The organism is Ensifer sp. VA4, from assembly GCF_055710065.1.
The window spans coordinates 117,418-142,357 of record NZ_JBVQPO010000010.1 but is presented as its reverse complement, the minus strand read 5'-3'; the positions used below and the strand labels follow the sequence as shown (position 1 = coordinate 142,357).

Annotated in this window: 25 protein-coding genes; 9 read left to right on the top strand and 16 right to left on the bottom strand. The window is 62.6% G+C overall.

The window, feature by feature from the left end; translation table 11 throughout:
* A complete protein-coding gene (locus tag AC0C6X_RS18770; protein WP_472954572.1) occupies positions 1 to 1,113 on the top strand; it encodes a DegT/DnrJ/EryC1/StrS family aminotransferase in 1,113 nt (370 codons plus the stop codon).
* 59 nt (positions 1,114 to 1,172) lie between these two features.
* Here AC0C6X_RS18770 and AC0C6X_RS18765 read toward each other — a convergent pair whose 3' ends face one another.
* Positions 1,173 to 2,393 (bottom strand): glycosyltransferase family 2 protein, encoded by a 1,221-nt coding sequence (locus tag AC0C6X_RS18765; protein ID WP_472954570.1) that lies wholly within the window; start codon positions 2,391 to 2,393, stop codon positions 1,173 to 1,175.
* A 215-nt stretch (positions 2,394 to 2,608) separates the two neighbouring features.
* On the opposite strand from AC0C6X_RS18765, the gene rfbF reads away from it, so the two are divergent.
* The 4 genes from rfbF (at position 2,609) to AC0C6X_RS18745 (ending at position 6,598) form a co-directional block, all read left to right on the top strand.
* Entirely contained in the window at positions 2,609 to 3,376 is a 768-nt protein-coding gene (gene rfbF, locus AC0C6X_RS18760) for a glucose-1-phosphate cytidylyltransferase (RefSeq protein ID WP_173517532.1), read from the top strand.
* The gene (gene rfbG / locus AC0C6X_RS18755) at positions 3,373 to 4,440 is read left to right on the top strand and encodes a CDP-glucose 4,6-dehydratase (protein WP_472954568.1); all 1,068 of its coding nucleotides are present in this window, start codon (positions 3,373 to 3,375) and stop codon (positions 4,438 to 4,440) included. The genes rfbF and rfbG overlap by 4 nt, the downstream gene beginning before the upstream one ends.
* Before the next feature lie 8 nt (positions 4,441 to 4,448).
* A complete protein-coding gene (locus tag AC0C6X_RS18750; protein ID WP_472954567.1) occupies positions 4,449 to 5,681 on the top strand; it encodes a methyltransferase domain-containing protein in 1,233 nt (410 codons plus the stop codon).
* A 179-nt stretch (positions 5,682 to 5,860) separates the two neighbouring features.
* The gene (locus AC0C6X_RS18745; protein WP_472954565.1) at positions 5,861 to 6,598 is read left to right on the top strand and encodes a glycosyltransferase family 2 protein; all 738 of its coding nucleotides are present in this window, start codon (positions 5,861 to 5,863) and stop codon (positions 6,596 to 6,598) included.
* A gap of 76 nt (positions 6,599 to 6,674) precedes the next feature.
* On the opposite strand, the gene AC0C6X_RS18740 is transcribed toward AC0C6X_RS18745, so the two are convergent.
* Genes AC0C6X_RS18740 through AC0C6X_RS18715 form a run of 6 tightly spaced genes read right to left on the bottom strand, consistent with a single transcriptional unit; the run spans position 6,675 to position 13,045 of the window.
* Positions 6,675 to 7,442, bottom strand: a complete 768-nt coding sequence (locus tag AC0C6X_RS18740; RefSeq protein WP_472954564.1) for an ABC transporter ATP-binding protein — start codon at positions 7,440 to 7,442, stop codon at positions 6,675 to 6,677.
* Complete coding sequence (locus tag AC0C6X_RS18735; protein WP_173517537.1) at positions 7,439 to 8,272, bottom strand: ABC transporter ATP-binding protein; 834 nt, start codon at positions 8,270 to 8,272, stop codon at positions 7,439 to 7,441. The genes AC0C6X_RS18740 and AC0C6X_RS18735 overlap by 4 nt, the downstream gene beginning before the upstream one ends.
* On the bottom strand, positions 8,269 to 9,201 hold the full coding sequence (gene nikC, locus AC0C6X_RS18730) for a nickel transporter permease (protein WP_173517538.1): 933 nt from the start codon (positions 9,199 to 9,201) through the stop codon (positions 8,269 to 8,271). Before nikC ends, AC0C6X_RS18735 begins: the two co-directional genes overlap by 4 nt.
* The gene (locus AC0C6X_RS18725; protein ID WP_173518188.1) at positions 9,198 to 10,241 is read right to left on the bottom strand and encodes an ABC transporter permease; all 1,044 of its coding nucleotides are present in this window, start codon (positions 10,239 to 10,241) and stop codon (positions 9,198 to 9,200) included. Before AC0C6X_RS18725 ends, nikC begins: the two co-directional genes overlap by 4 nt.
* Positions 10,242 to 10,301: 60 nt before the next feature.
* Entirely contained in the window at positions 10,302 to 11,942 is a 1,641-nt protein-coding gene (locus AC0C6X_RS18720; RefSeq protein WP_247958623.1) for an ABC transporter substrate-binding protein, read from the bottom strand.
* Between the two features lie 47 nt (positions 11,943 to 11,989).
* Positions 11,990 to 13,045, bottom strand: coding sequence for a dipeptidase (locus AC0C6X_RS18715; protein WP_247958624.1), 1,056 nt, complete (start codon positions 13,043 to 13,045; stop codon positions 11,990 to 11,992).
* A gap of 361 nt (positions 13,046 to 13,406) precedes the next feature.
* On the opposite strand from AC0C6X_RS18715, the gene AC0C6X_RS18710 reads away from it, so the two are divergent.
* Positions 13,407 to 14,606, top strand: coding sequence for an alpha/beta hydrolase (locus AC0C6X_RS18710; RefSeq protein ID WP_472954710.1), 1,200 nt, complete (start codon positions 13,407 to 13,409; stop codon positions 14,604 to 14,606).
* A gap of 235 nt (positions 14,607 to 14,841) precedes the next feature.
* Here AC0C6X_RS18710 and AC0C6X_RS18705 read toward each other — a convergent pair whose 3' ends face one another.
* The 6 genes from AC0C6X_RS18705 to AC0C6X_RS18680 form a co-directional block, all read right to left on the bottom strand.
* Positions 14,842 to 15,885 carry a Gfo/Idh/MocA family protein gene (locus AC0C6X_RS18705; protein WP_173517541.1) on the bottom strand — a complete coding sequence of 348 codons (1,044 nt, stop codon included), beginning with the start codon at positions 15,883 to 15,885 and terminating at the stop codon, positions 14,842 to 14,844.
* Positions 15,886 to 15,890: 5 nt separating this feature from the next.
* Positions 15,891 to 16,682 (bottom strand): ThuA domain-containing protein, encoded by a 792-nt coding sequence (locus tag AC0C6X_RS18700; RefSeq protein WP_173517542.1) that lies wholly within the window; start codon positions 16,680 to 16,682, stop codon positions 15,891 to 15,893.
* Positions 16,683 to 16,789: 107 nt separating this feature from the next.
* Positions 16,790 to 17,818, bottom strand: coding sequence for an ABC transporter ATP-binding protein (locus AC0C6X_RS18695; RefSeq protein WP_247958625.1), 1,029 nt, complete (start codon positions 17,816 to 17,818; stop codon positions 16,790 to 16,792).
* Positions 17,819 to 17,941: 123 nt separating this feature from the next.
* Entirely contained in the window at positions 17,942 to 18,772 is an 831-nt protein-coding gene (locus tag AC0C6X_RS18690) for a carbohydrate ABC transporter permease (RefSeq protein WP_173517544.1), read from the bottom strand.
* On the bottom strand, positions 18,772 to 19,758 hold the full coding sequence (locus AC0C6X_RS18685; protein ID WP_472954559.1) for a carbohydrate ABC transporter permease: 987 nt from the start codon (positions 19,756 to 19,758) through the stop codon (positions 18,772 to 18,774). The genes AC0C6X_RS18690 and AC0C6X_RS18685 overlap by 1 nt, the downstream gene beginning before the upstream one ends.
* 189 nt (positions 19,759 to 19,947) lie before the next feature.
* Positions 19,948 to 21,210: an ABC transporter substrate-binding protein gene (locus tag AC0C6X_RS18680; protein WP_173517546.1), complete on the bottom strand. Its 1,263-nt coding sequence runs from the start codon at positions 21,208 to 21,210 to the stop codon at positions 19,948 to 19,950.
* Positions 21,211 to 21,573: 363 nt separating this feature from the next.
* Between AC0C6X_RS18680 and AC0C6X_RS18675 the strand changes: the two genes are divergently transcribed.
* The 3 genes from AC0C6X_RS18675 to AC0C6X_RS18665 all read left to right on the top strand — a co-directional run bounded on the left by AC0C6X_RS18675 (position 21,574) and on the right by AC0C6X_RS18665 (position 23,570).
* Positions 21,574 to 22,596 carry a substrate-binding domain-containing protein gene (locus tag AC0C6X_RS18675; RefSeq protein WP_173517547.1) on the top strand — a complete coding sequence of 341 codons (1,023 nt, stop codon included), beginning with the start codon at positions 21,574 to 21,576 and terminating at the stop codon, positions 22,594 to 22,596.
* Between the two features lie 209 nt (positions 22,597 to 22,805).
* Positions 22,806 to 23,198 carry a group II truncated hemoglobin gene (locus AC0C6X_RS18670; protein ID WP_173517548.1) on the top strand — a complete coding sequence of 131 codons (393 nt, stop codon included), beginning with the start codon at positions 22,806 to 22,808 and terminating at the stop codon, positions 23,196 to 23,198.
* Positions 23,199 to 23,204: 6 nt separating this feature from the next.
* Complete coding sequence (locus AC0C6X_RS18665; RefSeq protein WP_173517549.1) at positions 23,205 to 23,570, top strand: DUF423 domain-containing protein; 366 nt, start codon at positions 23,205 to 23,207, stop codon at positions 23,568 to 23,570.
* A gap of 84 nt (positions 23,571 to 23,654) precedes the next feature.
* Here the strand turns inward: AC0C6X_RS18665 and hmuQ are convergent, their stop codons facing one another.
* The 3 genes from hmuQ to AC0C6X_RS18650 all read right to left on the bottom strand — a co-directional run bounded on the left by hmuQ (position 23,655) and on the right by AC0C6X_RS18650 (position 24,779).
* Positions 23,655 to 23,969: a heme-degrading protein HmuQ gene (gene hmuQ, locus AC0C6X_RS18660; RefSeq protein ID WP_472954556.1), complete on the bottom strand. Its 315-nt coding sequence runs from the start codon at positions 23,967 to 23,969 to the stop codon at positions 23,655 to 23,657.
* Between the two features lie 98 nt (positions 23,970 to 24,067).
* Positions 24,068 to 24,337 (bottom strand): hypothetical protein, encoded by a 270-nt coding sequence (locus tag AC0C6X_RS18655; RefSeq protein ID WP_173517551.1) that lies wholly within the window; start codon positions 24,335 to 24,337, stop codon positions 24,068 to 24,070.
* 28 nt (positions 24,338 to 24,365) lie between these two features.
* Entirely contained in the window at positions 24,366 to 24,779 is a 414-nt protein-coding gene (locus tag AC0C6X_RS18650; RefSeq protein WP_173517552.1) for a DUF2325 domain-containing protein, read from the bottom strand.
* Positions 24,780 to 24,940 lie beyond the last annotated feature (161 nt).

The window sequence follows — 24,940 nt, the reverse complement described above, 5'->3', positions numbered from 1 at the left end:
ATGACGAAACCTCGCATCCTCTACACCAAGCCCTCAATCACCGAACGCGAAGTCGCCTATGCCACCGACGCAGCGGCGAACGGCTGGGGCGAGCGCTGCTACGACTACATCAACCGCTTCGAGGCCGCCTTTGCCGCCCATCTCGGCGTCACCCATGCGATCTCGACGTCAAGCTGCACCGGCGCGCTGCACATGGGCCTTGCCGCCCTCGGCGTCGGGCCGGGCGATGAAGTCATTCTCGCCGACACGAACTGGACCGCATCCGCCGCCCCGATCGTCCACCTCGCAGCAAAGCCTGTCTTTGTCGATGTGCTCCCCGACAGCTGGTGCATCGATCCCGAGAAAGCGGCGGCGGCGATCACGCCGAAGACCAAGGCGATCATCGCCGTGCACATCTACGGCAATCTCTGCGACATGGACCGCCTGCTCGCAATCGGCGCGCGGCACGACATCCCCGTTGTCGAGGACGCAGCCGAAGCACTCGGATCGGAATGGCGCGGACGCAAGGCCGGCTCGCTCGGCGCCTTCGGTGCATTTTCGTTCCACGGCACCAAGACCGTGACGACCGGCGAAGGCGGCATGTTCGTCACCAGCGACAGCAAGCTCTACGAAAAGGTGCTGACTCTTTCCAATCACGGCCGGGCGCGCGGACAAAAGAAGCAGTTCTGGCCGGACGAGGTCGGTTTCAAATATAAGATGTCGAACCTGCAGGCGGCCGTGGGTCTCGCCCAGATCGAACGCGTGAACGAACTGGTCGAGCGCAAGCGCGAGATCTTCTACGCCTATCAGGAACAACTCGCGGGCGTGAACGCCATTTCCATGAACCCGGAACCGGCGGATACGAAGAACGGCTTCTGGATGCCGACGGTCGTTTTCGCGCCGGAAACCGACGTCACGCGGGAAAAACTGCAGGGTGCTTTCGCCGCCGAGAACATCGACGCCCGCGTTTTCTTCTGGCCGCTGAGCTCGCTGCCACCCTTCGAAAGCGTGCCGGAAAACACCGTTGCCTATGACCTTCCCGGCCGGGCGATCAATCTGCCGAGCTATCACGACATGACGGCCGAAGAGATCGGCCGGGTCGTGCAGGTGTTGCGCGACTGCGCTACCGCCTGAGTCCGAGTTTCCAAAGAAATGTCCAAGCGCCGCTGCCATGAGCCGCGGTGATACAATCGCTACTTGCCTTCGCGTTGACGAAGGCGCAGGTCCTGTCGGATGACATCTCTCAACGTCCGGCCGGCGAAATGCGAACCTATGCCGAGTTTCATGAGGCCGCGCTCGATCGAAAGCCTCAGGGACGCGATCGTCCGCCGCAATGACAACGGCCCCATCTTCCCGCCGGCGACTAGGTTCACACAGCGCCGAACCCGCGGCTTCGGGTGCGGCAGCGCGATCGGGTTCAGACCGTGTGTTACCCGATACTCGTCGAGCGCACTCACGACGCCCGGCGGAAGCATCGCCTTGCGCGCCCAACCCGCGGCCTGGCTCATCGCCCCCCGATAGAAATCTGCGGGTTCAATTTGAGGGAATCGGCTGGACCGGCTCTGTTCCGCAGCCAGCGCATATTCACGCAAGATGCCGTTTAGGAGCACGCTGGTATCGCCCGGCATCGGTCCATATTTTAGCCACTCCCCCTGCTCCTCCAGCATCCGCCGCCGGAAGTCCGTGGTCTCTTGTGTGACGGCGCCGATCGTCAGCGCGTTGCCGTTGCTCCGCGCTTCTCCCTGTGTCACCAGCAATGGAAAGTCGATGTACACGTAGCTGTTCAACGCTTCGAGCGTTCGGAACGCGAAGGCATAGTCCGGCGATATACCCGTAAAAACAGTGCCATAGCGCTCCCGGAGAGAGGCGAGCAAATCCCGATGCGTGAAGGAATTCAGCATCCGCGGCGTGTCCTTGGGCCAATCGCCGCGCGCAAACTGCTGTAGCTTGTCCGCAGTCGCGATCTCTCGCGTGGCGACGCCCCCATGTCCACGCCGTAGGCCGCGATATCCCGGGAGTTCTCGCGCGTTCGCCGTCGCGTAGCCGACAGTTGCCGCCTTGGTCCGTTCTATCGCCGTATAGACCTCTTCAAGCGCATAGAGACGCAGCGCCATTCGATCGGTGACGACACCGACATATCGGCCTCTCGCGTGGGTAAGTGCCCACTCCCAGTGATCGACCATCGGCAAGTTAAGGTCGGGACGAATATAGCGAAAGCGAGGGTCGGACCGAAACTGATCAAGAGCAACCTGGGTGAGTTCGCTGTCAGCGGACTGCGAATTGTCCGAGACGATGAGCTCGAGGTCGGAAAAGGTCTGCTCGAGTACGCTCGCTACAGCATCGACCAGGATATCCGGCCGATTGCGCGTCGGAATGACAACGGAAAAGACCGGGGAGGCGGAATCTTGCGTCACGGTGATGGTCTTGTCGAGATTGTCATGTACGTGCGCATATATTCATATATAGACCAGCGAATATTCTGATCGCGATTGCACAGAATCGGGAAATGCTTCAATGCTCAGCCATAACTACCCGTGCCTGGAACCGATAGACTTCTGGTCGAAGCTGCCAACGTTGTCAATCCGCCCGGTATCCTTGCATGGGCATCTAGCGACAGCGGGAAGAGAGCATGAAGGTCGTCATACTTGCCGGTGGTTACGGCACGCGCATCTCGGAAGAGAGTCATCTGAGACCCAAGCCGATGATCGAAATCGGCGGGCGGCCGATCCTCTGGCATATCATGAAGATCTACAGCCACTACGGCTTCTCGGATTTCGTGATCTGCCTCGGCTACCGCGGCTATATGATCAAGGAATACTTCTCCAACTACATCCTGCATTCATCCGACGTCACCTATGACATGGCGACCGGCGAGACGCTCTTTCATTCCAACAAGGCAGAGCCGTGGCGCGTGACGCTCGTCGACACCGGCACGGATTCCATGACCGGCGGACGCCTGAAGCGCGTCGCCGACCATCTGGGGGATACTTTCTGCCTCACCTATGGCGATGGCGTTGCCGACATCGACATCAAGGCGCTTACCGATTTCCATCGCAGCCACGGCCGCGAAGCGACCGTGACCAGCGTGGTTCCGCCGGGCCGTTATGGCGCCCTCGCCGTCAGCGACGGACGGGTTCAAAGCTTCATCGAGAAGCCCGCCGGCGACAACAGCCGCATCAATGGCGGCTTCTTCGTCCTCAACAGGGCCGTGCTCGATCGCATCGAGGGCGACCACACCTCGTTCGAGACAACGCCGCTCGAGGGCCTGGCCCGCGATGGCCAGTTGATGGCCTTCCCGCATGACGGCTTCTGGCGACCGATGGATACGTTGCGCGACAAGAACCAGCTCGAAGAGCTCTGGCAAAACGGCTCGGCGCCCTGGAAAGTCTGGTCATGAGCCGGCTGGCCGATCCCGCCTTCTGGGCCGGCAAGCGCGTGCTTCTGACCGGGCACACCGGTTTCAAGGGAAGCTGGGCGCGGCTCTGGCTGGCTCGAATGGGCGCCCGCGTTGCCGGCTACGCCTTGCCGCCTGCCGCGGAGCCATCCCTGCACGCCCTGCTCGGGCCTGGCGAAATCGCAGGCGAACATTTGAGCGATATCCGCGACGGCGATACGCTCGCGACGGCCATGCGACAGTTCGACCCGGAAATCGTGCTGCATATGGCGGCCCAGCCGCTGGTGCGCGAAAGCTACCGGACGCCGGCCGAAACCTTCGACGTCAACGTCATGGGAACCGTGCGGCTGCTGGAGGCCGCCCGCGCGGCGCCGGCTCTCAAGACGATCGTTGTCGTGACCACCGACAAGGTCTACCGCAACGACGAAAGCGGCCGGCATTTTCCGGAAGAGGCCATGCTCGGCGGCCATGACCCCTATTCCGGCTCCAAGGCCGCTTGCGAGCTGGTCGTCTCCACCTGGCGCGATTCGTTCCTGCGCGAGCGCGGCATCCGTGTGGCGACCGCCCGCGGCGGCAACGTGCTGGGCGGTGGAGACTTCTCGGTCGACCGGCTGGTCCCCGACATCGTCCGTGCCGCGCTGTCGGGCGAGATGCTCGATATCCGCAGCCCGATGGCGACGCGGCCGTGGCAGCATGTGCTCGATTGCCTCAACGGCTATTTCGTCTATGCCGAGGCCCTGCACGAGGGCCAAACCGAAGCTGCCGCGCTGAATTTCGGCCCCTCCCCCGCAGAACGGCAGATTCCCGTGCGCGATGTCGCCGGCGCGATCCAGGCCGCCATGGGCCTGCCGACGCAATGGCGCGACAACTCGTCGGCGGATCAACCCCGCGAGATGCAGACGCTCGGCCTCGATCCCGCGCTCGCGCTGAAAACCTTGTCCTGGACCGCCAGGCTCTCGCAGGATCAGGCGATCGCCTGGACGGCGCACTGGTATGATGGCTGGCGTCGCGGCGGCTCCGCCCGCGACCTGACGCTCGGCCAAATCGACGCATTCATGAGAGGCTAACGACTTCAATGTCCCACAACTGCCGTTTCTGCGCGACGCCGCTCGCGACCGTCGTCGCTGACCTGGGATCGACGCCCTGGTCGAACTCGTTCCTGGAGCCGACCGAGGAAGCCATCGCGCGTGAACGCTCGTTCCCGCTGAAGGCGATGGTCTGTTCTGAATGCCTGCTGGTGCAGACGACGGAGACCGTGCCGGCCGACGAGATCTTTACGGACGGTTACGCCTATCTCTCCTCGTTCTCGAGCAGTTGGCTGGAGCACGCTCGCCGCTACGCCGACACCATGACCGACCGCTTTGGACTCGGGAACTCGTCGCAGGTCGTCGAGATCGCCTCGAACGACGGCTACCTGCTGCAATACTTCGTCGCCAAAGGTGTGCCGGTGCTCGGCGTCGAGCCCGCCGCCAATGCGGCGCGGATCGCCGAAGACCGCAAGGTTCCGACCGAGGTGGCCTTCTTCGGCCGGCAAACCGCGACGGCCCTCGTCAACCGCGGCATCCGCGCCGATTTGACGGCGGCCAACAACGTGCTGGCGCATGTTCCCGATATCGCCGATTTCGTCGGTGGCTTCGCCATCCTGTTGAAACCCGATGGCGTGGCGACGTTCGAGTTCCCGCATCTCCTGCGCCTCATGGAAGGCATACAGTTCGACACGATCTACCACGAACACTATTCCTACCTGTCGCTGGCCGCCGTCGAACGCATCTTTGCAAGCTCCGGCCTGAACGTGTTCGACGTCGAGGAACTCACCACCCACGGCGGCTCGCTGCGCGTGTTTGCCCAGCTTGCCTCGGGCAAGCGCCAAGCGACCGAAAGGCTCGCGGCCGTCCGCGAAAAGGAAGCCGCTGCCGGCCTGATGCGGATGGAAACCTATTCTGCCTTCGATGACCGGATCGCCGCCGTCTGCAAAGGATTTCGGGAGTTCCTGGCGCGCGCCAAGGCCGAAGGCAAGACGGTGGCCGCCTATGGCGCCGCGGCCAAGGGAAACACCTTCCTCAATGTCTGCGGCGTGAAGCCGGGCGAGATTGCCTTCGCAGTCGACCGCAACGACTTGAAACAGGGCAAGCTGTTGCCGGGCACCCACATTCCGGTGCACGCACCGGCCCATCTGCAAGTGGCGAAGCCCGATTATCTCGTGATCCTGCCATGGAATCTCACGGACGAAATTGTCGCCGACAATGCCGCGATCCGCGCCTGGGGCGGGCAATTTGTCGTTGCAATTCCGGAAATTCAGATCCTCTGATCAGGGAGCCGGGCGCTAAGAGATGTCGACGTCTTTTCCGCCTGGCACTTTCGCTAAGTAACGAAAATCAAAAAACTATCGCACTGAAACGCTTTTGCCCCAAAATAGCCGAAATCAGCGTCAAATTCAGCGGCAGCGTGGGTATTGACGGTTGTAAACAAAGCGCCTAGGAAGGTGCCATGTCTACCTTTGACCTATGCCTTGTCGCCACTCGGCGCCCGGATCTGCTTGCTCAGACGCTTGCCAGTTTCCGGGAGAGAATTTTCAGCAACCTTGAACTAGGCGAAGCCTATCTCAATCTTGACCCGGTCTTCGGATCGACGGCCGATCACGGTGCCTGTGTCGAGATCTTCCGCAGCCACTTCCCCGACGGGGTCGTCTTCCAGCCGGAAAGCCCCGGCTTCTGCGCGGCTGTCGCGAGACTCTGGTCGGCGACCAGCGCCGACTATGTCTTCCATCTCGAAGACGATTGGATTGCCTTGAGGGACATGGGCGAGGAATTGCTGGCGCCCTTCGCCGATCCGGCGGTCACCCAGGTGTCGTTCCACACCGCGGACCAGAACTGGGATATCCGACGCAAGGGCCATTTCCATCGGCGAAACGAGTATGCGCGTCTGCTCGGGATCAAGATCCCGCTGTTCCGCACCTTCCCGAAATTCACGACGTCTCCGTCCATCCTGCGTGGTGGATTTGCGCGGCACTGCGCCGGCCTGATGGATCTCTCCCGCGATCCGGAGAAGCAGTTCTATTCGGGCGTGAACCCCGCAATGGAAGCCTACGTCGCCCGCTCCCGGAACTATATCTTCTCGCCGGAGGCGCGCCCGGTCATCAAGGACATGGGACGAGAATGGCGTGAGCAGCGCCGCATCCAAAAGGTGATCACCGACTCGACCTCGGTCTGGCGGCAAAGCGCCTAAATGGACCGGACTTAGCGCCGTTCCTTGCGACGAAAAGCATCCAAGCGGGACGACCGCCCCGCTTGCAGCAGTCTCGTCACGCGGTCGCGGCTACGTCCTTGCGCTGGAAGCCCTTGCTCGCGACCATCAGGCTGCGCGTGTAGTCCTCACCGATCCGCCCGGCGACGAGATCCGCCGAGGACAGGCGCTCCACGACACGCCCGCCCTGCATGACCGCCAGCCGGTCGCACATATGGGTGACGACGCCGAGGTCGTGGCTGACCATGATGAAGGTGAGCCTGTGGTTGCGCCTGACCTGTTCCAGCAGGTTCAGGACCTCCGCCTGCACCGAGGCGTCGAGCGCCGAGGTCGGCTCGTCGAGCAACAGGATCGATGGCTCGAGGATCAGCGCGCGGGCGATCGCGACCCGCTGGCGCTGACCGCCCGAGAGCTGGTGCGGATAGCGGAACCGGAACCCGGATCCGAGACCGACCTCGTCAAGCGCCTTCAGGATGCGGCGTTCGCCGTCGGCCACGCCGTGGATCGCCAGGGGTTCCAGCAATTGCCGGTCGATCGTCTGGCGCGGGTGCAGCGAACCGTAGGGATCCTGGAAGACCATCTGCACGGCGCGATAGAAGGCCTTGTCGCGCTTGGTCCCCTGCAGCGCGCGGTCATGAACCCGGATAGTGCCGCCCGTGGCTGGCGCCAAGCCGGCAATCGCCCGCAGCAAAGTCGACTTGCCCGATCCGGATTCGCCGACGAGCCCGAAGGATTCGCCCGGCGCGATCTCGACGCTGACGTCGTTCAGCGCCTTGAAGTCGTCATAGGTGACGGAGAGGTTCGAGACGGAAACGGCTGATGTCATTGAGCCCACTCCGGCTTGCGGTCGAGAACCGGCAGGGGATGGCGATCGGACCCGATCGCCGGCATGCAGTTCAGCAAACCTTGGGTATAGGGATGCCTGGCGTTGGCGAGTTCGGATGCCGCCAGTTCCTCGACGATCCTGCCGGCATACATGACGATGACCCGGTCACAGAAGGACGAGACCAGGCGCAGGTCGTGCGATACGAAGATCAGGCCCATGCCGCGCTCGGCAACGAGCTTGTCGAGGATACCAAGCACTTCGAGCTGTACCGTCACGTCGAGCGCCGATGTCGGTTCGTCGGCAATCAGGAGTTCCGGCCCGGCAACCAGCATCATGGCGATCATCGCGCGCTGCCCCATGCCGCCCGAAACCTCGTGCGGATAGAGATCATAGACGCGCTTCGGATCGCGGATCTGCACGGCCGCCAGCATGTCGAGCGCCCTCTCCCGGGCTTCCGCCCGGCTGACGTTTTCATGCTGCCGCAGCGTCTCGACGATCTGCCGGCCGATGCTCATGACCGGGTTCAGCGAATACTTCGGATCCTGCAGGATCATGGCGATCCGTTTGCCCCTGAGATCCCGGCGGACCTTCGGGGAAGCGGAGAGCAGATCGATCCCGTCAAAGGACAGCTGCTTTGCCGTCACCTGCGCATGACCAGGCGTCAGCCCCATGATGGCACGGCCCGTCTGCGACTTGCCGGAACCGCTTTCGCCGACGATGCCGAGGCGTTCGCGGCCGAGCGTGAAGGAGACGCCGCGCACCGCTTCGACGAGGCCGGTGCGGGTCGGGAACGAAACCTTGAGGTTTTCAACGGTCAGGAGCGCACTCATTGGCCGCTCTCCCGGGGATCGAGCGCATCGCGCAGGCCGTCGCCAAGCAGGTTGAAGCCGAGGCTGACGATGAGGATGGCGATGCCGGGCATGGTTGCCACCCACCATTGGTCGAGGATGAAGCGGCGGCCCGAAGCAATCATCGCGCCCCATTCCGGCAGCGGCGGCTGTGCGCCAAGGCCGAGGAAGCCGAGGCCGGCCGCGGTCAGGATGATGCCGGCCATGTCGAGCGTGACGCGCACGATCAGCGACGACATGCACATCGGCATCACGTGACGGAAGACGATGCGAATGGGCGACGCGCCCATCAGTTGCACGGCGGCGATATAGTCGGAGTTGCGCACCGTCAGTGTCTCGGCGCGGGCGATACGCGCATAGGGCGGCCAGGAGGTGATGGCGATCGCGATGACCGCATTCTCGATGCCCGGGCCGAGTGCCGCAACGAAGGCGAGCGCCAGGACCAGCTTCGGGAAGGCCAGGAAGATATCGGTGATACGCATCAGCACCGCATCGACCCAACCGCCCGCATAGCCGGCGACGGCACCGACGATCAGGCCGATGGGTGCCGCGATGATTGCAACGAGCAACACGACGGCGAGCGTCAGCCGCGACCCATGGATCAGCCGCGAGAGGATGTCGCGGCCGAGATCGTCGGTGCCGAGCAGGTAGCCGGGGCTTCCGGGCGGCAGCAGCCGGGCATTGGCGAGATCGCCGAGATAGGGGGAATGCGGCGCCAGGAAATCGGCGAAGGCCGCAACGAAGACCAGCGCCAACAGGATGATGAGGCCGAGAACGGCGAGCCTGTTGGCGGCAAAGCGCTGCCAGGTCATGTAGGCGCGGCCGAGACGGGCCTGGGTGCGCGACTGCGGGCGATCGGACAGCAGCCATTCGCGGCGCGTCATCGGACGTGTTTCGGTAATGGTGCTCATCGCTGACGCGTCCTCGGGTCGAGTGTCCGGTAGAGAAGATCGGACAGCAGATTGATACCGATGAAGACCGAGCCGATGACGATGGTGCCACCGAGGACGGCGTTCATGTCGGCATTCTGCAGCGAGTTGGTGATGTAGAGGCCTAGGCCCGGCCAGGCGAAGACGGTTTCGGTCAGCACCGAGCCTTCGAGCAGGCCGGCATAGGAGAGCGCAATCACGGTCACGAGCGGTACCGCCGCGTTGCGCAGTGCATGTCCCCAGATGATCCGGGTCTCGGACAATCCCTTGGCGCGCGCCGCGACGATGTATTCCTGCTGCAGTTCGTTGAGCATGAAGCTGCGCGTCATGCGGCTGATATAGGCGAGCGAGAAGTAGCCGAGCAGCGCGGCCGGCAGGATGATGTGGCGGAACACGTCGAAGAAGACGTCCCATTGCCGCTGCCAGAGCGAATCCAGGAGATAAAAGCCGGTAATGGGGGTGAACGTGTATTCGAACACGATATCGATGCGGCCCGGATAGGCGACCCACTTCAGCCGCGCATAGAAGACGAGCAGCGACAGGAGCGCCAGCCAGAAGATCGGCACCGAATAGCCGACGAGGCCGATGACGCGCACGATCTGGTCGGCGATGCTGCCGCGCTTCACGGCGGCAAGCACGCCGAGCGGCACGCCAATCAGCGCGCCGATGAGCGTGCCGAGCGTCGCAAGCTCCATCGTCGCGGGAAACACACGGCGAATGTCGGTCATAACCGGATTGGTCGTCAGCACCGAAACGCCGAACTCACCGGTCAGCGCCTGGCGGACATAGATGAAGAATTGTTGGTAGAGGGGCAGGTTCAGCCCCATCGCCTCGCGCGTCCTTTCGACGACGTGCGTCGGCGCCCGGTCGCCGAGGACGGCGAGAACCGGATCGATCGGGATTACCCGGCCGATGAAGAAGGTGACGGCCAGAAGGCCGAGATATGTCGTGACGACAACGACAAGAAAGCGCAGCACGGCTGCAACGATCTTGCCGGGACGGGCGCGTTTGCGCCCGCCCACTGTCTCTGTTCCGCTCATGCTCAAGGGAACGATCCTTTCGGTTTATTCCTTCGAGACGGCCTATTCTTTTGTGATACCGGCGACGAAGTTGGTGTCGAAGCTCGGGCCAAGCTTCAGGCCCTTGACGTTGCCGCGGTAGCCGGCGACTTCGGTCTGCTGGAAGATGATGACGAAGGGGCTTTCGTTGAGCACCGTCTTCTGCAGCTCCTTGTAGGTCTCGGCGCGCTTGGCACCGTCACGCTCGAGGAGAGCTTCCTTGGTCTTCTTTGTCAGCTCCGGAACATCCCAGGCATTGCGCCAGGCAAGCGTCTTGTTCTTGCCTTCGTCGGAATTGTCGGGGTTGCTGGTGAAGGTTTCCGCATTCGAGTTCGGATCGAAATAGTCCATGCCCCACTGGCCGATGTACATGTCGTGGTTACGGGCACGATACTTCGTCAGCGTCTGCTTGCCGTCGCCAGGGATGATTTCGAGCTTCACGCCGGCCTGGCCGAGCGTCTGCTGGAAGGATTCGGCAATGCCGGTGACCGGCTGGCCGTTGCGAACGTCCATGGTGACGGTGAAGCCGTCGGCAAGGCCGGCCTTTGCGAGCAGTTCCTTCGCCTTGGCGACGTCGAGCTTGTAGGGGTTCTCGTCGAGAGCGCCGAGTACGCCCTTCGGCAGGAAGCTCTGGTGGATTTCGCCGATACCCTTGATGATGGTCGAGCCGAGCGCATCATAGTCGACCAGGTACTTGAAGGCCTCGCGCACCTCGGGCTTGGCGAGGTTGGCGTTCTTCTGGTTGAGGCTGATGTAGTAGACCGTGCCCTTGGGCGCGCTGGTGGCGGCAAGATCGGCATTCTTCGACACGGCATCGAGATCGCCGGGCTCAAGGTTGCGGGCAACGTCGATGTCACCGGCTTCGAGCGCCAGGCGCTGGCCGGAGCTTTCCTTCATGTGGCGATAGATGACGCGGGCGAGCTTTGCCTGTTCGCCATAGTAGTTGTCGTTGCGTTCGAGAACGATGACCTCGTTGGCGCGCCATTCGCGCAGCTTGAACGGACCGGAGCCGGCATAGCCGGTCTTCAGCCATTCGTTGCCAAAGTCGTTGTCGTACTTGAAGTCGTCGCTTGGGGTTACTGCCTTGGCGTGTTCGAGAACGAGCTTCTTGTCGAGCACGGCGGCGACGGTCGCCGTCAGGCAGTTGAGCACGAAGCTCGGCGCATAGGGCTGGTCGACGGTGAAGACGAAGGTCTGCTCGTCCGTTGCCTTCGCCTTTTCGGTGACGTTGTCGCCGGTAAGGCCGAACTGGGTAAGGATGAACGCCGGGCTCTTGTCCAGCTTCACGGCGCGCTCGAATGACCAGGCCACGTCTTCCGCGGTCACCGGGTTGCCGGAGGCAAACTTCAGGCCGGACTTGAGTTTGAAGGTGTAGGTCAGGCCATCGTCGGACACGGTCCAGCTCTCGGCGAGATCGCCGACGACCTTGGAGGTATCGTTGATGTCGAGGCGCACCAGCATGCTGTAGGTGTTGCCGGTGATTTCGGCGGCGGTCAGCTCGAAGGCTTCGCCCGGATCCATCGAAATGACGTCGTCGATCGCAAAGGCTTCGACCAGCGTGTCCTTCGGCGTTTCGGCGAAGGCCGGCGCGGTGGCGGCCATGACCATGGCCAGCGCCGCCGAAGCGGTCAGAAGGCGAAGACGTCCATTGAGCTTGTGCATCATTTTTGCAGTTCCCTCGTTTGCGCCCTTTTGGGCCCCTTCTTCATGGTTCAGGCGGCCTCGTGCCAAGCCTGTCCCAGAACTCTCCACCAGTTCTCCCGGCATATCTTTGCCAGTTCGGCGTCACCATATCCGGCACCTCTCAACGCGGCAACGAGCGCCTGGTTACCGGCTGCGTCGGCGATCCCCTCGGGGATCGTCGCACCATCGAAATCCGATCCGAGCGCCACGCATTCGATGCCCATGCGCTCGACCATGTAGTCGACATGGCGAACCATGTCGGAAAGCGGTGTCGCCGCATTCTCCTGGCCATCGGCGCGCAGCATCGTCGTCGCATAGTTGAGGCCGACGAGGCCCTTGCTTTCCCTGACGGCGTCGAGTTGCCTGTCGGTGAGGTTGCGCGCAACCGGCGTCAGCGCATGCGCGTTCGAATGGCTGGCGACCAGCGGCTGATCTGTCGTCTTCGCGACGTCCCAGAAACCCTGCTCGGTGATGTGCGCGAGGTCGATGAGGATGCCGAGGCGATTGCAGGCGCGCACCAGTTCAAAACCCGCCCCGGTCAAGCCGGGCGCCGTATCCGGCGACTTCGGATAGGAGAACGGCACGCCATGGCCGAAGACGTTGTGGCGACTCCAGACCGGCCCGAGCGAGCGCAGCCCGGCGGCATGGAAGGTTTCAAGTGCCGAAAGATCGGCGCCGATCGCCTCGCAGCCTTCCATATGCAGGACGGAAGCGAAGACACCGGCCTCGACTGCACGGCGGATCTCGCCAGTCGAGCGGCAGAGCTTCCACGCCCCTGCCCGGTCGAGCCGAACGGCGATGTCTGCGAGCTGCATGGCGACGGCCAGCGACGGCAAGTGTTCGAGAGGCGCCGAAAGCGGCGTTTCATAGTGGCCGTTTTCATCCGGCGGCTGCAGGATCAGATCGCCCGAGGGCACGTAGATCGCCGAAAGGCCGCCGATGAGGCCGCCCGCCCTGGCGCGTGGCGCATCGATATGGCCCTCGCCGATACCGTCGACGAATTCGCGGACCGGGTCGGACCCCTTCCGGGCGTTCTGCCACAGGCGCAGAAGCACGTCGTTATGGCCATCGAAAACCGCCTGCATTCCTGAATTCCCTCATCATTTCAAGGAGATCGAACAGGCCGTTTACCGCCGTGTCCGGGAGAAAGTCGTGGCGATGCTATTGAAAGGCCAAAGCCTTTTCAATGAATATCAGGGGGTTTTACCCAGGCCTGCCTGTAGCGAAATGTTGCATGATTGCCGCAATCTCTCCGTCAAACACAGCGGCAACAGGTGCGCAATATCGATCAAGGGATGAAAATCTGCCGTTTCTAATGCAAGGAAATAGCTTGGTCCCGATGGCCGGGATGTCGCACCGCATGATGCGGTACTGGGGGTTTGGTTGCTGCGTCCGTTTTCACTGGCAGGTTCGGAAGGGCATTGGAGCCGCGTCGCCGCCACGCTCCTGCTTGCCGTAACCCTCGCTGCCTGTGCCGGTCGTCCGGTGGGCGTGCTCGTTCCTTCGGGCACGACGGGTGGCGCCTCCGAAGTCGACCTGATGGTCGCGACAACACGCGCCCCCACGGCGGAACCGGGCGTGCTTTTCAGCGGCGAACGGTCAGACCAGCTTTCCCTGACGGAAATCGTCGTTTCCATCCCACCGGAAAAGAACCGCGAAGTCGGCCAAGTGCAATGGCCGAAGAAGCTCCCGGCCAATCCGGAGCGCGACTTTTCCACGGTCAGCGTCACGCCGCTGCATCAGGGCAACGACGTCCAAAGCTGGCTGAAGGGTAACCTGCCGAAGAGCCGTCGTGTGCTGATCTTCGTGCACGGGTTCAACAATCGCTACGAAGATGCCGTCTACCGCTTTGCCCAGATCGTGCACGATTCCGGCACGGACGTCGCCCCGGTCATCTTCACCTGGCCCTCGCGCGCCAGCATCTTCGACTACAATTACGACAAGGAAAGCACCAACTATTCGCGGGATGCGCTGGAGGAACTGCTTCGACGTGCCTCGAGCAACCCCCAGGTCAGTGAAATTACCGTCATGGCCCACTCCATGGGCTCGTGGCTGACGGTCGAGGCTCTGCGCCAGATGGCGATCCGCGACAAACGCATCGCGCCCAAGATCACCGACGTCATCCTGGCTTCGCCCGATCTCGACGTCGATGTCTTCGGCCAGCAGATCCGCGCCATGGGCGACAAGCGGCCGAAGTTCACGCTATTCGTGTCGCGCGACGACCGGGCGCTGACCTTGTCCAGGCGCATTTCCGGCAATGTCGACCGCCTTGGGCAGATCGATCCGACCGCTGAGCCTTACCGCACGCAACTGGAAAAGGCCGGCATCAGCGTCATCGACCTGACGGCGCTGAAGGGCGGCGACAAGCTGAACCATGGCAAGTTCGCCGAAAGTCCGGAAGTCGTGCGCCTGCTCGGCAACCGCCTGATCGCGGGCCAGACCGTGACCGATTCCGATGTCGGGCTTGGCGAACGCCTGGGCGCCGTCACGCTCGGCGCCACGCAGACCGTCGGCAACGCGGCGAGCCTCGCGGTCTCGACGCCGATCATGATTTTCGACCCCAACACCCGCAAGAACTACGACGAGCAAGTACGACGTCTCGGCCAGTCGGTGGAAAACACCGTCGGCGCAACGGTAACACCCTGACGCGCGGACCCTGTTGCATAAATCGTCAAATCGGAATCGATCGAGGGCGATATTATGCAGCAGTTCAGGGTGTTACAACGGCCCTAGCGTGCCTCAGAAAACGCGGGGTCCAGTACCGCATTCGGCGATCCGTGCTGTCAAACACGGATCGCCGAATGGGCTTTCAGGGAGCTGAAATCAGCCCTTGAACAAGGCAGCGGGTGGCAATGGTTACGCCGCCCGCACTACCAGTGCGTCAAACCGCGAGTTCGCGTCGTCCGGCTTCCGTCTCCATGGCCAGGTCGAGCACCTTCTGCAGGTTTGCCGCATGGCGGAAGCCCGGCTCCTCAGCCCTGCCCTCGCGCACGGCCGCCACGAACCGCTGGTAGTTGGTCGGAACGGTGCCCGCATCGACATCGCGCCAGGTGGCGGTTTCGACATCGGCGCCAAGGCAGGCGCGCAGCGTGGAGTCATCGGGTGTGTGCACCACTTCGAGCGCGCCCTTGTCGCCGTGCAGCCTCAGCCGCAGTTCGTTCAGATGTCCCGTCGCCCAGCGGCTGGCATGGATGACGCCCATGGCGCCGTTGCCGAATTCCGCCGTCATGACGAAGCTGTCATTGGCGTCGAGGTCATACTCACCGATGCGGTTGCCGGGCGCCTTGTCGAAGGTCTTGAGACGGGCGAAGATCCGGGCGGCATCCGTGCCCGCGCCATAACCGGCGAAATCGAGGATATGAATGCCGACATCGCCGAGCACGCCATTCGAGCCGTGCTTGGTCGAGAGCCGCCACAGCCATTGCGATTCCGTCGCCCAATCGCCCCAGGCCTTGGAGACGAGCCAGCTCTGCAGATAGGAGGCCTCGAGATGGCGCAACTGGCCGACCTCGCCAGCGAGCACCATCGCCCGCGCCTTCTGCAGCGGCGCGACATTGCGATAGGTGAGGTTGACCATCGTCACCAAGCCAGAGCGCTCGGCCGCCTCCGCCATCTCCGCCGCCTTGGCGTAGTTCTCGGCGAGCGGTTTCTCGCAGAGCACGTGCTTGCCGGCCGCCAGCAATGCCAGCGTCGTCGGGTGATGCGCCTTGTCCGGCGTCACGTTCGTCGCCGCATCGAACTTTCCCCAGGCGATCGCCTCGTCGAGCGACGTGAAGGCCTCGGCGATCCCGTGCTTCTCGGCAAAGGCACGGGCGCGCGACGGATCGACATCGACGGCGCCAACCATTTCGACGCCTTCGATCTTGGCAAAGGCCTGGGCATGGCTGTTCGCCATGCCGCCGGTTCCAACAACAAGAAGACGCATCGTTCTCACCTATATCCTGCTTCGCCGGCCTGGTGCAGCTTCGGCCCACGTTCGACGATCGGCTCCAGCGCCTTTTCGACCGGCACGTTCGGCGCATCATGGATCGCCGTGTAGCGATTGTCGGCGTTGTAGGCCCACTTCACCGAATTGCGCAGCACCCTCTGCACATTGGCGTCATGATAGGTCGGGTAGGTCTCATGGCCGGGGCGGAAATAGAAGATGTTACCGGCGCCGCGACGCCAGGTGAGACCCGAACGGAACACTTCACCGCCGGCAAACCAGGAGATGAACACGGTTTCGAGCGGCTCGGGAACCGAGAACTGCTCGCCATACATTTCCTCGTTCTCGAGCACGAAATTCTCTTCGAGCCCCTCGGCAATCGGATGGCGCGGGTTGATCGCCCAGACGCGCTCGCGTTCACCGGCCTCACGCCACTTCAGCGCGCAGGGTGTTCCCATCAGGCGCTTGAAGATCTTGGAGAAATGGCCGGAATGCAGCACGATCAGGCCCATGCCCTCCCAGACGCGCTTGGCGACCCGCTCGACCACCTCGTCGCTGACGGCGCCGTGGTCCTTGTGGCCCCACCACAGGAGCACGTCGGTATTGGCCAGACGCTCGACGCTGAGCCCGTGCTCCGGCTCCTGCAGCGTCGCGGTCGTCGCTTCGATCGCGCTTTCCGTGTTCAGCGCCGCTGCGATCGTGTTGTGCATCCCGTTCGGATAGATGCTGCGGACCACCTCGTTGGTCTGCTCGTGGATGTTTTCGCCCCAAACGACTGTTCTGATAGGCACGGTCATTCTCCTTGCGTTTTGCCCGTTGCGGGCCTGTCGTCGTACGATAGATGGGGCCGCCGGGAATTTGCGGCCCCGAAGCTCAAGACTGCCTCGTTGTTCATCAGGGTTTGTCAGGCCGCCCCTTTCATCGGCATGCGACCCAAGGCCTGCCCCTCCGCATCGAAGCGGTGGATGTTGTCGCCGACCGGCGAGATCTGCACTGTCTCGCCCGGCCGGTGAAGCGAGGTGCCGCCTTCCCGGACGATGACCGGTTCAGCAGCGCCGATGTCGAGATAGATATAGCTGTCGGATCCCAGCATTTCGGAATGCACCACCGTGCCCGACCACTTGCCATCCCCTGCCCTGATCTCCAGATGTTCGGCCCGGATGCCGATCGTGTGTGCATCGTAGGGAGCGGCAAGAGCGCCGGTGAGAAAGTTCATCTTCGGCGAGCCGATGAAGCCGGCGACGAACACCGAGTTCGGGCTCTCGTAGAGCTCGAGCGGCGTGCCGATCTGTTCGACCCGACCATCCCGTAGCACGCAAATGCGATCGGCCAGTGTCATCGCCTCGACCTGGTCGTGGGTGACATAGATCATCGTCGTCTTGTGCATGCTGCGATGCAGTTTGGCGATCTCGATCCGGGTCGCCACCCGGAGCGCCGCATCGAGATTGGAGAGCGGTTCGTCGAACAGGAAGACCTTGGGGTCGCGCACGATCGCCCGGCCGATCGCGACGCGCTGCCGCTGGCCGCCGGAGAGCTGACGGGGAAGCCGCTTGAGATAGGGGGTCAGCTGCAGCATCTCGGCTGCCGCCTCCACGCGTTTCCGGCATTGTTCCTTGTCCTTGCCCGCAAGCTGCATGCCGAAGGACATGTTCTCGAAGACGGTCATGTGCGGGTAGAGCGCATAGGACTGGAACACCATCGCGATGCCGCGCTTCGACGGCGTCAATTGGTTGACCACCTGCCCGTCGAAGGAGAGCGTGCCCGAAGAAATGTCCTCAAGCCCGGCGATCAAGCGCAGCAGCGTGGACTTGCCGCAACCGGACGGCCCGACGAAGACCATGAACTCACCCGCCCGGATATCCATGCTGACGCCCTTGATGACCTCGAAGGCGCCGAAGGACTTGCGGATGTTGCGCAATTGAAGTTCTGCCATGTTTTCCTCCTTAGATCACGATTGTTTTGGGTCGGGCCGACCCAAAACAATAAACGTGATCGATTCTAATGGGTTAGAGCGGGATGCGGGCGGAAAACCGCACACACTTTTCCTCACCCCGCTCTATCCTTTGACGCCACCGGCCGTGAGCCCGGAAATGATCCGCCGCTGAAAGATCAGGACGAGGATCACCAGCGGCACGGTGACAATGATCGATGCGGCCATGATGTTGCCCCACGGGATTTCGTATTGGCTGCTCCCCGAAAGCAGCGCGATCGCGACCGGGACGGTGCGCTGGCTATCGGACGACGTGAAGGTCAGTGCGAACAGGAACTCGTTCCAGGCGGCGATGAAGGCGAGCAGCCCCGTCGTCACCAGCGCCGGCCACATCAGCGGCATGAAAACGCGCGTGATGATCACCCAGGGCGTGGCGCCATCGACGATCGCCGCCTCCTCGATCTCCACCGGCAGATCGCGCATGAAGGTGGTGAACACCCATACCGTGAAGGGCAGCGTGAAGATCATGTAGGAGAAGATCAGCGCTAAGGGCGTGTTGAAGATCCCGACACTGCGGATGAGTTCGAACAGACCGGCAAGCACGGCGATCTGCGGAAACATCGACACCGACAGGATCGTCAGGAGCAAGAGCCCCCGTCCGCGGAACCGCACCCGCGCCAACGCGTAGGCAGCGGTGACGGCCAGCAGCAGCGACACGGCGACGACGATCGTTGCGACCAGCAGCGAGTTGGCGAGGTTGCGCAGGAAGCCGCTGCTCGACACGACCCCGGCGTAGTTTTCGAAGGAAATCTCGGTCGGCCAGTAATCGACCTGGAAGAGCGCCGTTCCGGATTTGAAGCTCGTCAGCACGGCGTAATAGAACGGAAAGACGGCCATGACGATGATGGCGGCGACGAGGGCGTAGAACGCCGTGCGCTTGGCTAAGGTGGCGACCATCAGCGTTCTCCTCCTTCGAGATTGACGCGGCCGAACCACATGTAGGCGACGGTGATCGCCGCGATGATCAGGAACAGCATCGTCGAGGCGGTTGCGCCGTAGGCGAACTTGTCGAAGTCGAACAGGTTCTCGCGCGCCAGCACCGACATGGTCTTCGTCTGGGCGTTGTTGGGCGTCAGCACATATATGAGATCGAAGATGCGCAGGGCATCGAGCATGCGGAAGATCACCGCGACCATCAGCGCCGGCCGAATCAGAGGCAGCGTCAGCCGCCAGAACACCTTCAGCGGATGGACCCCGTCGATCTTGGCCGCCTCGTAGATATCGGAGGGCACCATCTGGAGGCCGGCAAGGATCAAGAGCGCCATGAAGGGCGTCGTCTTCCAGACGTCGACGATCAGCACCGCAACCATCGCCGTCTCCGGATTGGCAGTCCAGGCGATCTTCTGGCTGATCAGCCCGAGGCCGAGCAGAAGGTCGTTCAAGATGCCGAACTGGTCGTTGAGCATCCAGGCCCACATCTTGGCGGAAACGATGGTGGGAATGGCCCAGGGGATGAGGATCGCCGCCCGCACCAGACCGCGGCCTGGGAAATTGGCGTTCAGCACCAGGGCGACGACGAGGCCCAGCACCGTCTCGATGGTGACGGAGATCGCCGAGAACTTCAGCGTGTTCCAGACGGCGTTCCACCAGGCGGGATCGGCGAGCAGGCCGTTATAGACCGTGCGCCCGCTCTTCAGCGTGATCCAGCTCAGATAGTTCTTGAAGCCGACGAACTCGGCGCCTTCGAGGTTGGTCAGCGACGCGTTGGTGAAGCTGAAATAGATGGTGCGCAGCAACGGCCAGCCGGCGACGAGCGCGAGCACCAGCAAGGTTGGCGCGAGAAAGATCCAGGCGGAACGAACGCGGCTGGCGTTGAGATCTGAACGGATCCCTGCCTGTTGTCCAAATGCGGAAGGGGGATCTGCGAGTGAAAGATCGGTCATGTCTATACTCACCCTTGCCGTTCGGCGCGCGGCCGGACGGTTGGCCCGAGAGGAACGACGCTGCTCTCGGCAAATCACGGCGTGAAACGGTATCGCGTCCGGAATTACCTGGTTCAAAGAGCGCGTCGTCGGCGGTGGCTCGGTGGAGCGAGGGAAGGCCCGAAGGCACTCCCCTCGCCCCCGGGAGGATCACCAGCTATCGCCTTTCATGTTCGTGAGTTCGACTTCGAGCAGTTCGAGGTTTTCCGCGGCCGTGCCGTTGCCAGACAGCGTGTTGTGGACGGCATTCCAGAACTTGGCCGAAACCTCGTTGTACTTGACCTTGGTAACAGCCGACGGCCGCGGTACGGCGCTTTGGAAGATCGGCTTCCAGGCCGGCATGAACGGCTGCGCCTTGGCGACCTCCGCATCGTCGTAGAGAGCGGCAACCGTCGGAAGGTTGGAGAGCTGGATGGCCCGCTGCTTCTGCACCTCGGGGGACGCGAGGAACTTGACGAGCGCGATCGCTGCTTCCTGGTCGTCGGAATATTTGGAGACGGCAAGGTTCCAGCCACCGAGCGTCGAGGACGGTTGGTCGCCATCGGTCGCCGTCGGCAGCGGAGCCACGGCGAACTTGCCCTTCACCGCGCTGTCGTCGCCATTGCCGAGCGCGTAGGCATAGGGCCAGTTGCGCATGAAGACGGCATTGCCCGTCTGCCAGACACCACGCGACTCTTCCTCCTGGTAGGCGAGCACGCCCTGCGGAGAAATCGCGCCGATCCATTCCTTGACGCGGTCGATCGCAGCGGCCGCCTTCTCGTTGTTGATCGAGATCGTGCCATCGGGCTCGACGATCTGGCCACCGCCTGACGACTTGATCCATTCGAGCGCGTTGCAGGTCAGCCCTTCATAGGCGTTGCCCTGGAAGACGTAGCCCCAAAGATCTCCCTGGCCAGCGGCGCGTTCCTTCTCCTGGATTTCCTTGGCGGTCGCCGCCAGCTCGTCCCAGGTCTTCGGCGGCGTCTTGCCGTACTTTTCCAGGAGGTCCTTGCGGTAATACAGCGCCGGCGCATCGGTGAAGGCCGGCAGGGCCACGAGACGGCCGTTGACCGTCTGCGAGGCAATGATCGACGGGAAGTGCTGACCGACAACGTCCTTGGTTGCTTCCGTCAGATCGACGAACTGATCGGCCAACTGCGGCGCCCAGACGACATCGGTCTGGTAGACGTCGACATCCTTGTTTCCGGCGGCAAGCCACAGCCGGTACTGGCTGAACTGCTCGCTGCTCGACGGCGGCATGGTGACCAGGCTCACCTTGTGTCCCGTCTGCTTCTCGAAGATGTCGAGCTGCTCGCGGATGAAATTGACGTTCTTGCCGGTCGTGTTGGCGGCGAGCGAAAGCTCGGCGGCGCTGGCCGTCCCGGCTGCAATGATCGCGGCGCAAAAACTCAGGGCATTGAGCATGGTTCTCATGATGGTCGACTCCTCCTGTTCCCCTCCACCGCCCGAAAGCTCCTCAGCAAAATCGAAAGCGGTTTGGATCGGAAAAAGTTGGCAGAAGACGAAAAAACTGTCAATCCATGCATTGGAAAAAGTCGAATTGCGACGAGTTTTAGAGTATAGTTGTTGATTTTCAATAGCTTATAAAAATGAGAGGGAATTCTGCACGCAGGGGCGGCGACCCATAAAATCCAAGGGGAACAGCGATAATTTAAAACGGTTTGGCAAAACCCTGTTCGGATGCAAGGCAGGGGACTGCCCCGACAAACTGATTGTTACCGACGGGGAAGGTGTATATTTCTGGGACCGGGGTTAGGCTGAGGAAACGCATACCGAATGAAACTGAGGGAGTTCGCACAGCAACTGGGCCTTTCGCCAACCACCGTCAGCCGGGCGCTGAGCGGTTACCCAGAGGTCAGCGAAAAGACACGCAAACGCGTGGCCGAAGAGGCATCGCGCCTTGGCTATCGTCCGAACATCAATGCCGTGAGGCTCGCCACCGGTCGCGCCGGCGCCATTGGCGTCGTCATGGGACGATCGGGGGAATTTCACTTCTCCGAGTTCATGGGCGGGCTGGCCGAGCGGCTCGGCACCGAGGATATCGACATCCTCGTCAGCCCGATCGATGACAAGGATCCCAAGGGCGAAATCCAGCTTTATAGCCGGCTCGCCGTCAGTGGCCGCGTCGATGCGGTGATCGTGCATTCGCCCGAACCGAACGACGAACGCATTGCGCTCCTCCACAAGCTCGGCATGCCCTTCCTCGTCCACGGTCGATCCGATATCGACGTGCCGCATGCTTGGCTCGACATCGACAACGAAGGCGCGATCCGCCGGGCGACCTCGCATCTCATCGATCTCGGCCATCGCCGCATCGCCATGATCAACGGACGGAAGGGACGAACCTTCTCGCTCCACCGCGACAAGGGCTATCGCGACGCGCTGCAGGCGCGCGGCATTCCGTTCGATCCGCGTCTCGTCGCCCACGGCAATTTCACCGATGAACTGGGCTTCCGCTTCGCACGCTCCTTCCTGGAGCAGACGCCGCGGCCAACCGCCTTCGTCGCCGGCTCGATGATGACCGCCCTCGGCATCTACAGAGCGGCCCGGTCCATGGGGCTGGAGATCGGCCGCGAGGTTTCGGTGATCGCCCATGACGACGTCTTCCCCTACCTGACCGCGGAAAACATGGTGCCGTCGCTCTCGGCGACACGGTCTTCGATGCGCGCTGCCGGCGCACGCTCGGCCGACCTCGTGCTGCAGCTTCTCTCCGGCAGGCCAACCGAGGAGGTTCATGAACTCTGGCCGGTCGAACTGATCCTGCGGGAATCGACAGCACCGCCGCCCGAGGATGCGTGAGGACCGGCTTTTGACAGTCCCAAAGGAAGGCGGGCTTGGAAAAGGGGTTGAGGCCCACCACCACCACCACGGCCATGATGAGACCCGGGCGCGAACGGCCGTAAGGGACACCGGCCGGCCGCGATGAAACGCCGCAAAGCCGTTGCCAGGAAAACCGTTGTCGGACCGGATGCCGCGCGCTAGGACCGCCGGGAATGAAGGACGCGAGCATGGCGGAAACCGAAACCACCACCCTTTACGAAGCGATCGGCGGCGACCCGACGGTTCGCGCGCTGACGCGCCGCTTCTATGAGTTGATGGACACGCTGCCGGAAGCGGCACGATGCCGCGCCGTGCATCCGCCCGACCTTTCGGGCAGCGAGGAGAAGTTCTACGAGTACCTGACCGGCTGGCTTGGCGGACCGCCAATCTATGTCGAGAAGCGCGGCCACCCGATGCTGCGCCGTCGCCATTTCGTCGCCGAAATCGGCCCTGCGGAACGGGACGAATGGCTGCTCTGCTTCACCCGTGCGCTTGAGGAAACGATCGCCCATCCGCAACTCAGGCAGATCATTCTCGAGCCGATCACCCGCCTCGCCCTTCATATGCAGAACAAGGAATGACGTGACATGTCGCAGAGCGGATTTCGCGCAACCACGCTTTTTGTTGCCGGGCTGATGGGGCTGACCGGCGTTGTCAGCGCGGCCGCGGCCTCGCACGGCAACGATCCGAGACTGCTCGCCGGCATTTCCGCGATGTGCCTGGCGCACGCGCCTGCACTGGTCGCGCTCTATGCAGCCTGGCCGAGCTTTCGTACCGCCCCTGCTGCGGCCTTGCTGATCGCCGCGGGAACGGCGCTGTTCTCGGCGGATCTCGCCATGCGCCATGCCTCGGGCCACGGCCTGTTCCCGATGTCGGCGCCCCTCGGCGGCACGACGATCATGGCGGGCTGGCTCGCCGTTTCGCTCGGCGCCTTCCTGCCGCGAAAGGCCTAGCTCAGAAGCAATGCGCCTCCCGGACGGGTCCATCCAGGAGGCGAATGACAGGCGATATCAGGGACCAAGCCGGCGCGGCGCGGATCAGGCACCTTCGACGGCAGTGAAACCTTCGAATTTCGGCGGACCGAGATACATCGCCTTGTTATCGCCGGCACTCCGGTGCGCAGCCCGGAAGTTTTCCGATTTCGTCCAGGCCGAGAACGAACCCCTGTCCTTCCAGACCGAGTTCGAGACGAAGAGCGTATAGCCCTCTTCCGGCACGCTGTCGCCACGGAGCAGATGGAAGGAAACGAAGCCCGGCATTTCCGAAAGACTGGATTCGCGGCCCTTCCACACAGCCTCGAAAGCCTCTTCCTGGCTGATGGCGATACGAAAACGGTTCATGGCAACGTACATCTTGGTCTCCGTAGGTCCCTTTCGCCAACTGCGAAGCGATCCGGCTCTTTGAAACGGCGCAATCCCGGACGGAAATCGCACTTTTCCTGGCCTTGCTCTCAGGCCCTTTCTTTTTTCCGGGTGGCATCGTTTGCGGCCCGCGGAAAGGCGAGAATAGTTCCTTCCTTGGGCTCCGCAAGGCCGAGAGGATCGCGAACCGGCGGTCGCGCCTGCCAGCTTGGGAACTCCGCGACGTTGGTGGTTTCTTCCAGCGTGCGCGCGCGGCGCGTCAGGATCTCGTAGAGCTCCGGCACCAGGCCATCGCCGTTCTGTACCGCCAGCTTGTGCAGGCCGATCATCATGGCGAGGTCAGGACGTTCTTCGTTCATTGCAAACTCTCGTCTTGTCTTGGGAGGATTACCGCTCGTCGCGGCTGGTGGTCAGGTCCTGAAGCGCGCGCTCCAGGCTCGATTTCGAGCCGTTGCGCAGCGGCACGAAGGCCTTGCCCCACTTCTTGCAGCCGGTCTTCACGCGAAGACATGCGTCATGGCTGATGCAGTCGATCGGGCAGAAGACGCAGTCGACCGACGGCAGCACCCGATCGATCCGCGAGACGGCCTCGCGCAGGCCGCCGTCATGGTGGAGCAGCTCGGCGCCGAAGGAGCTGGCGATTTCGCGCAGATGCGCCACCTGACAATCGCGGCCGCCGACATAGAGGAAACTGCGCCCTTCGAGCGTTGCCTTGCCAGCCTCCTGGCGTGCCTCGGTCGCTTCCGAACCCGAACGACCCTTGCCATTCTTCGCCGCATTCTGGTGACGCTTGCCGCGCATGCAATCCTCTCCGTCTGATCGTGCGACAAGGGCCTTCATGGGCAGCCGGTCGCATCGGGACATCATCTCGACACACGCCCTTCGGCTGCGTGACGGCCGCAACCTATTAAACCTGATAATCCGAGTAAAGTATAAACATGAGTTTTGTAATCATATTTTTT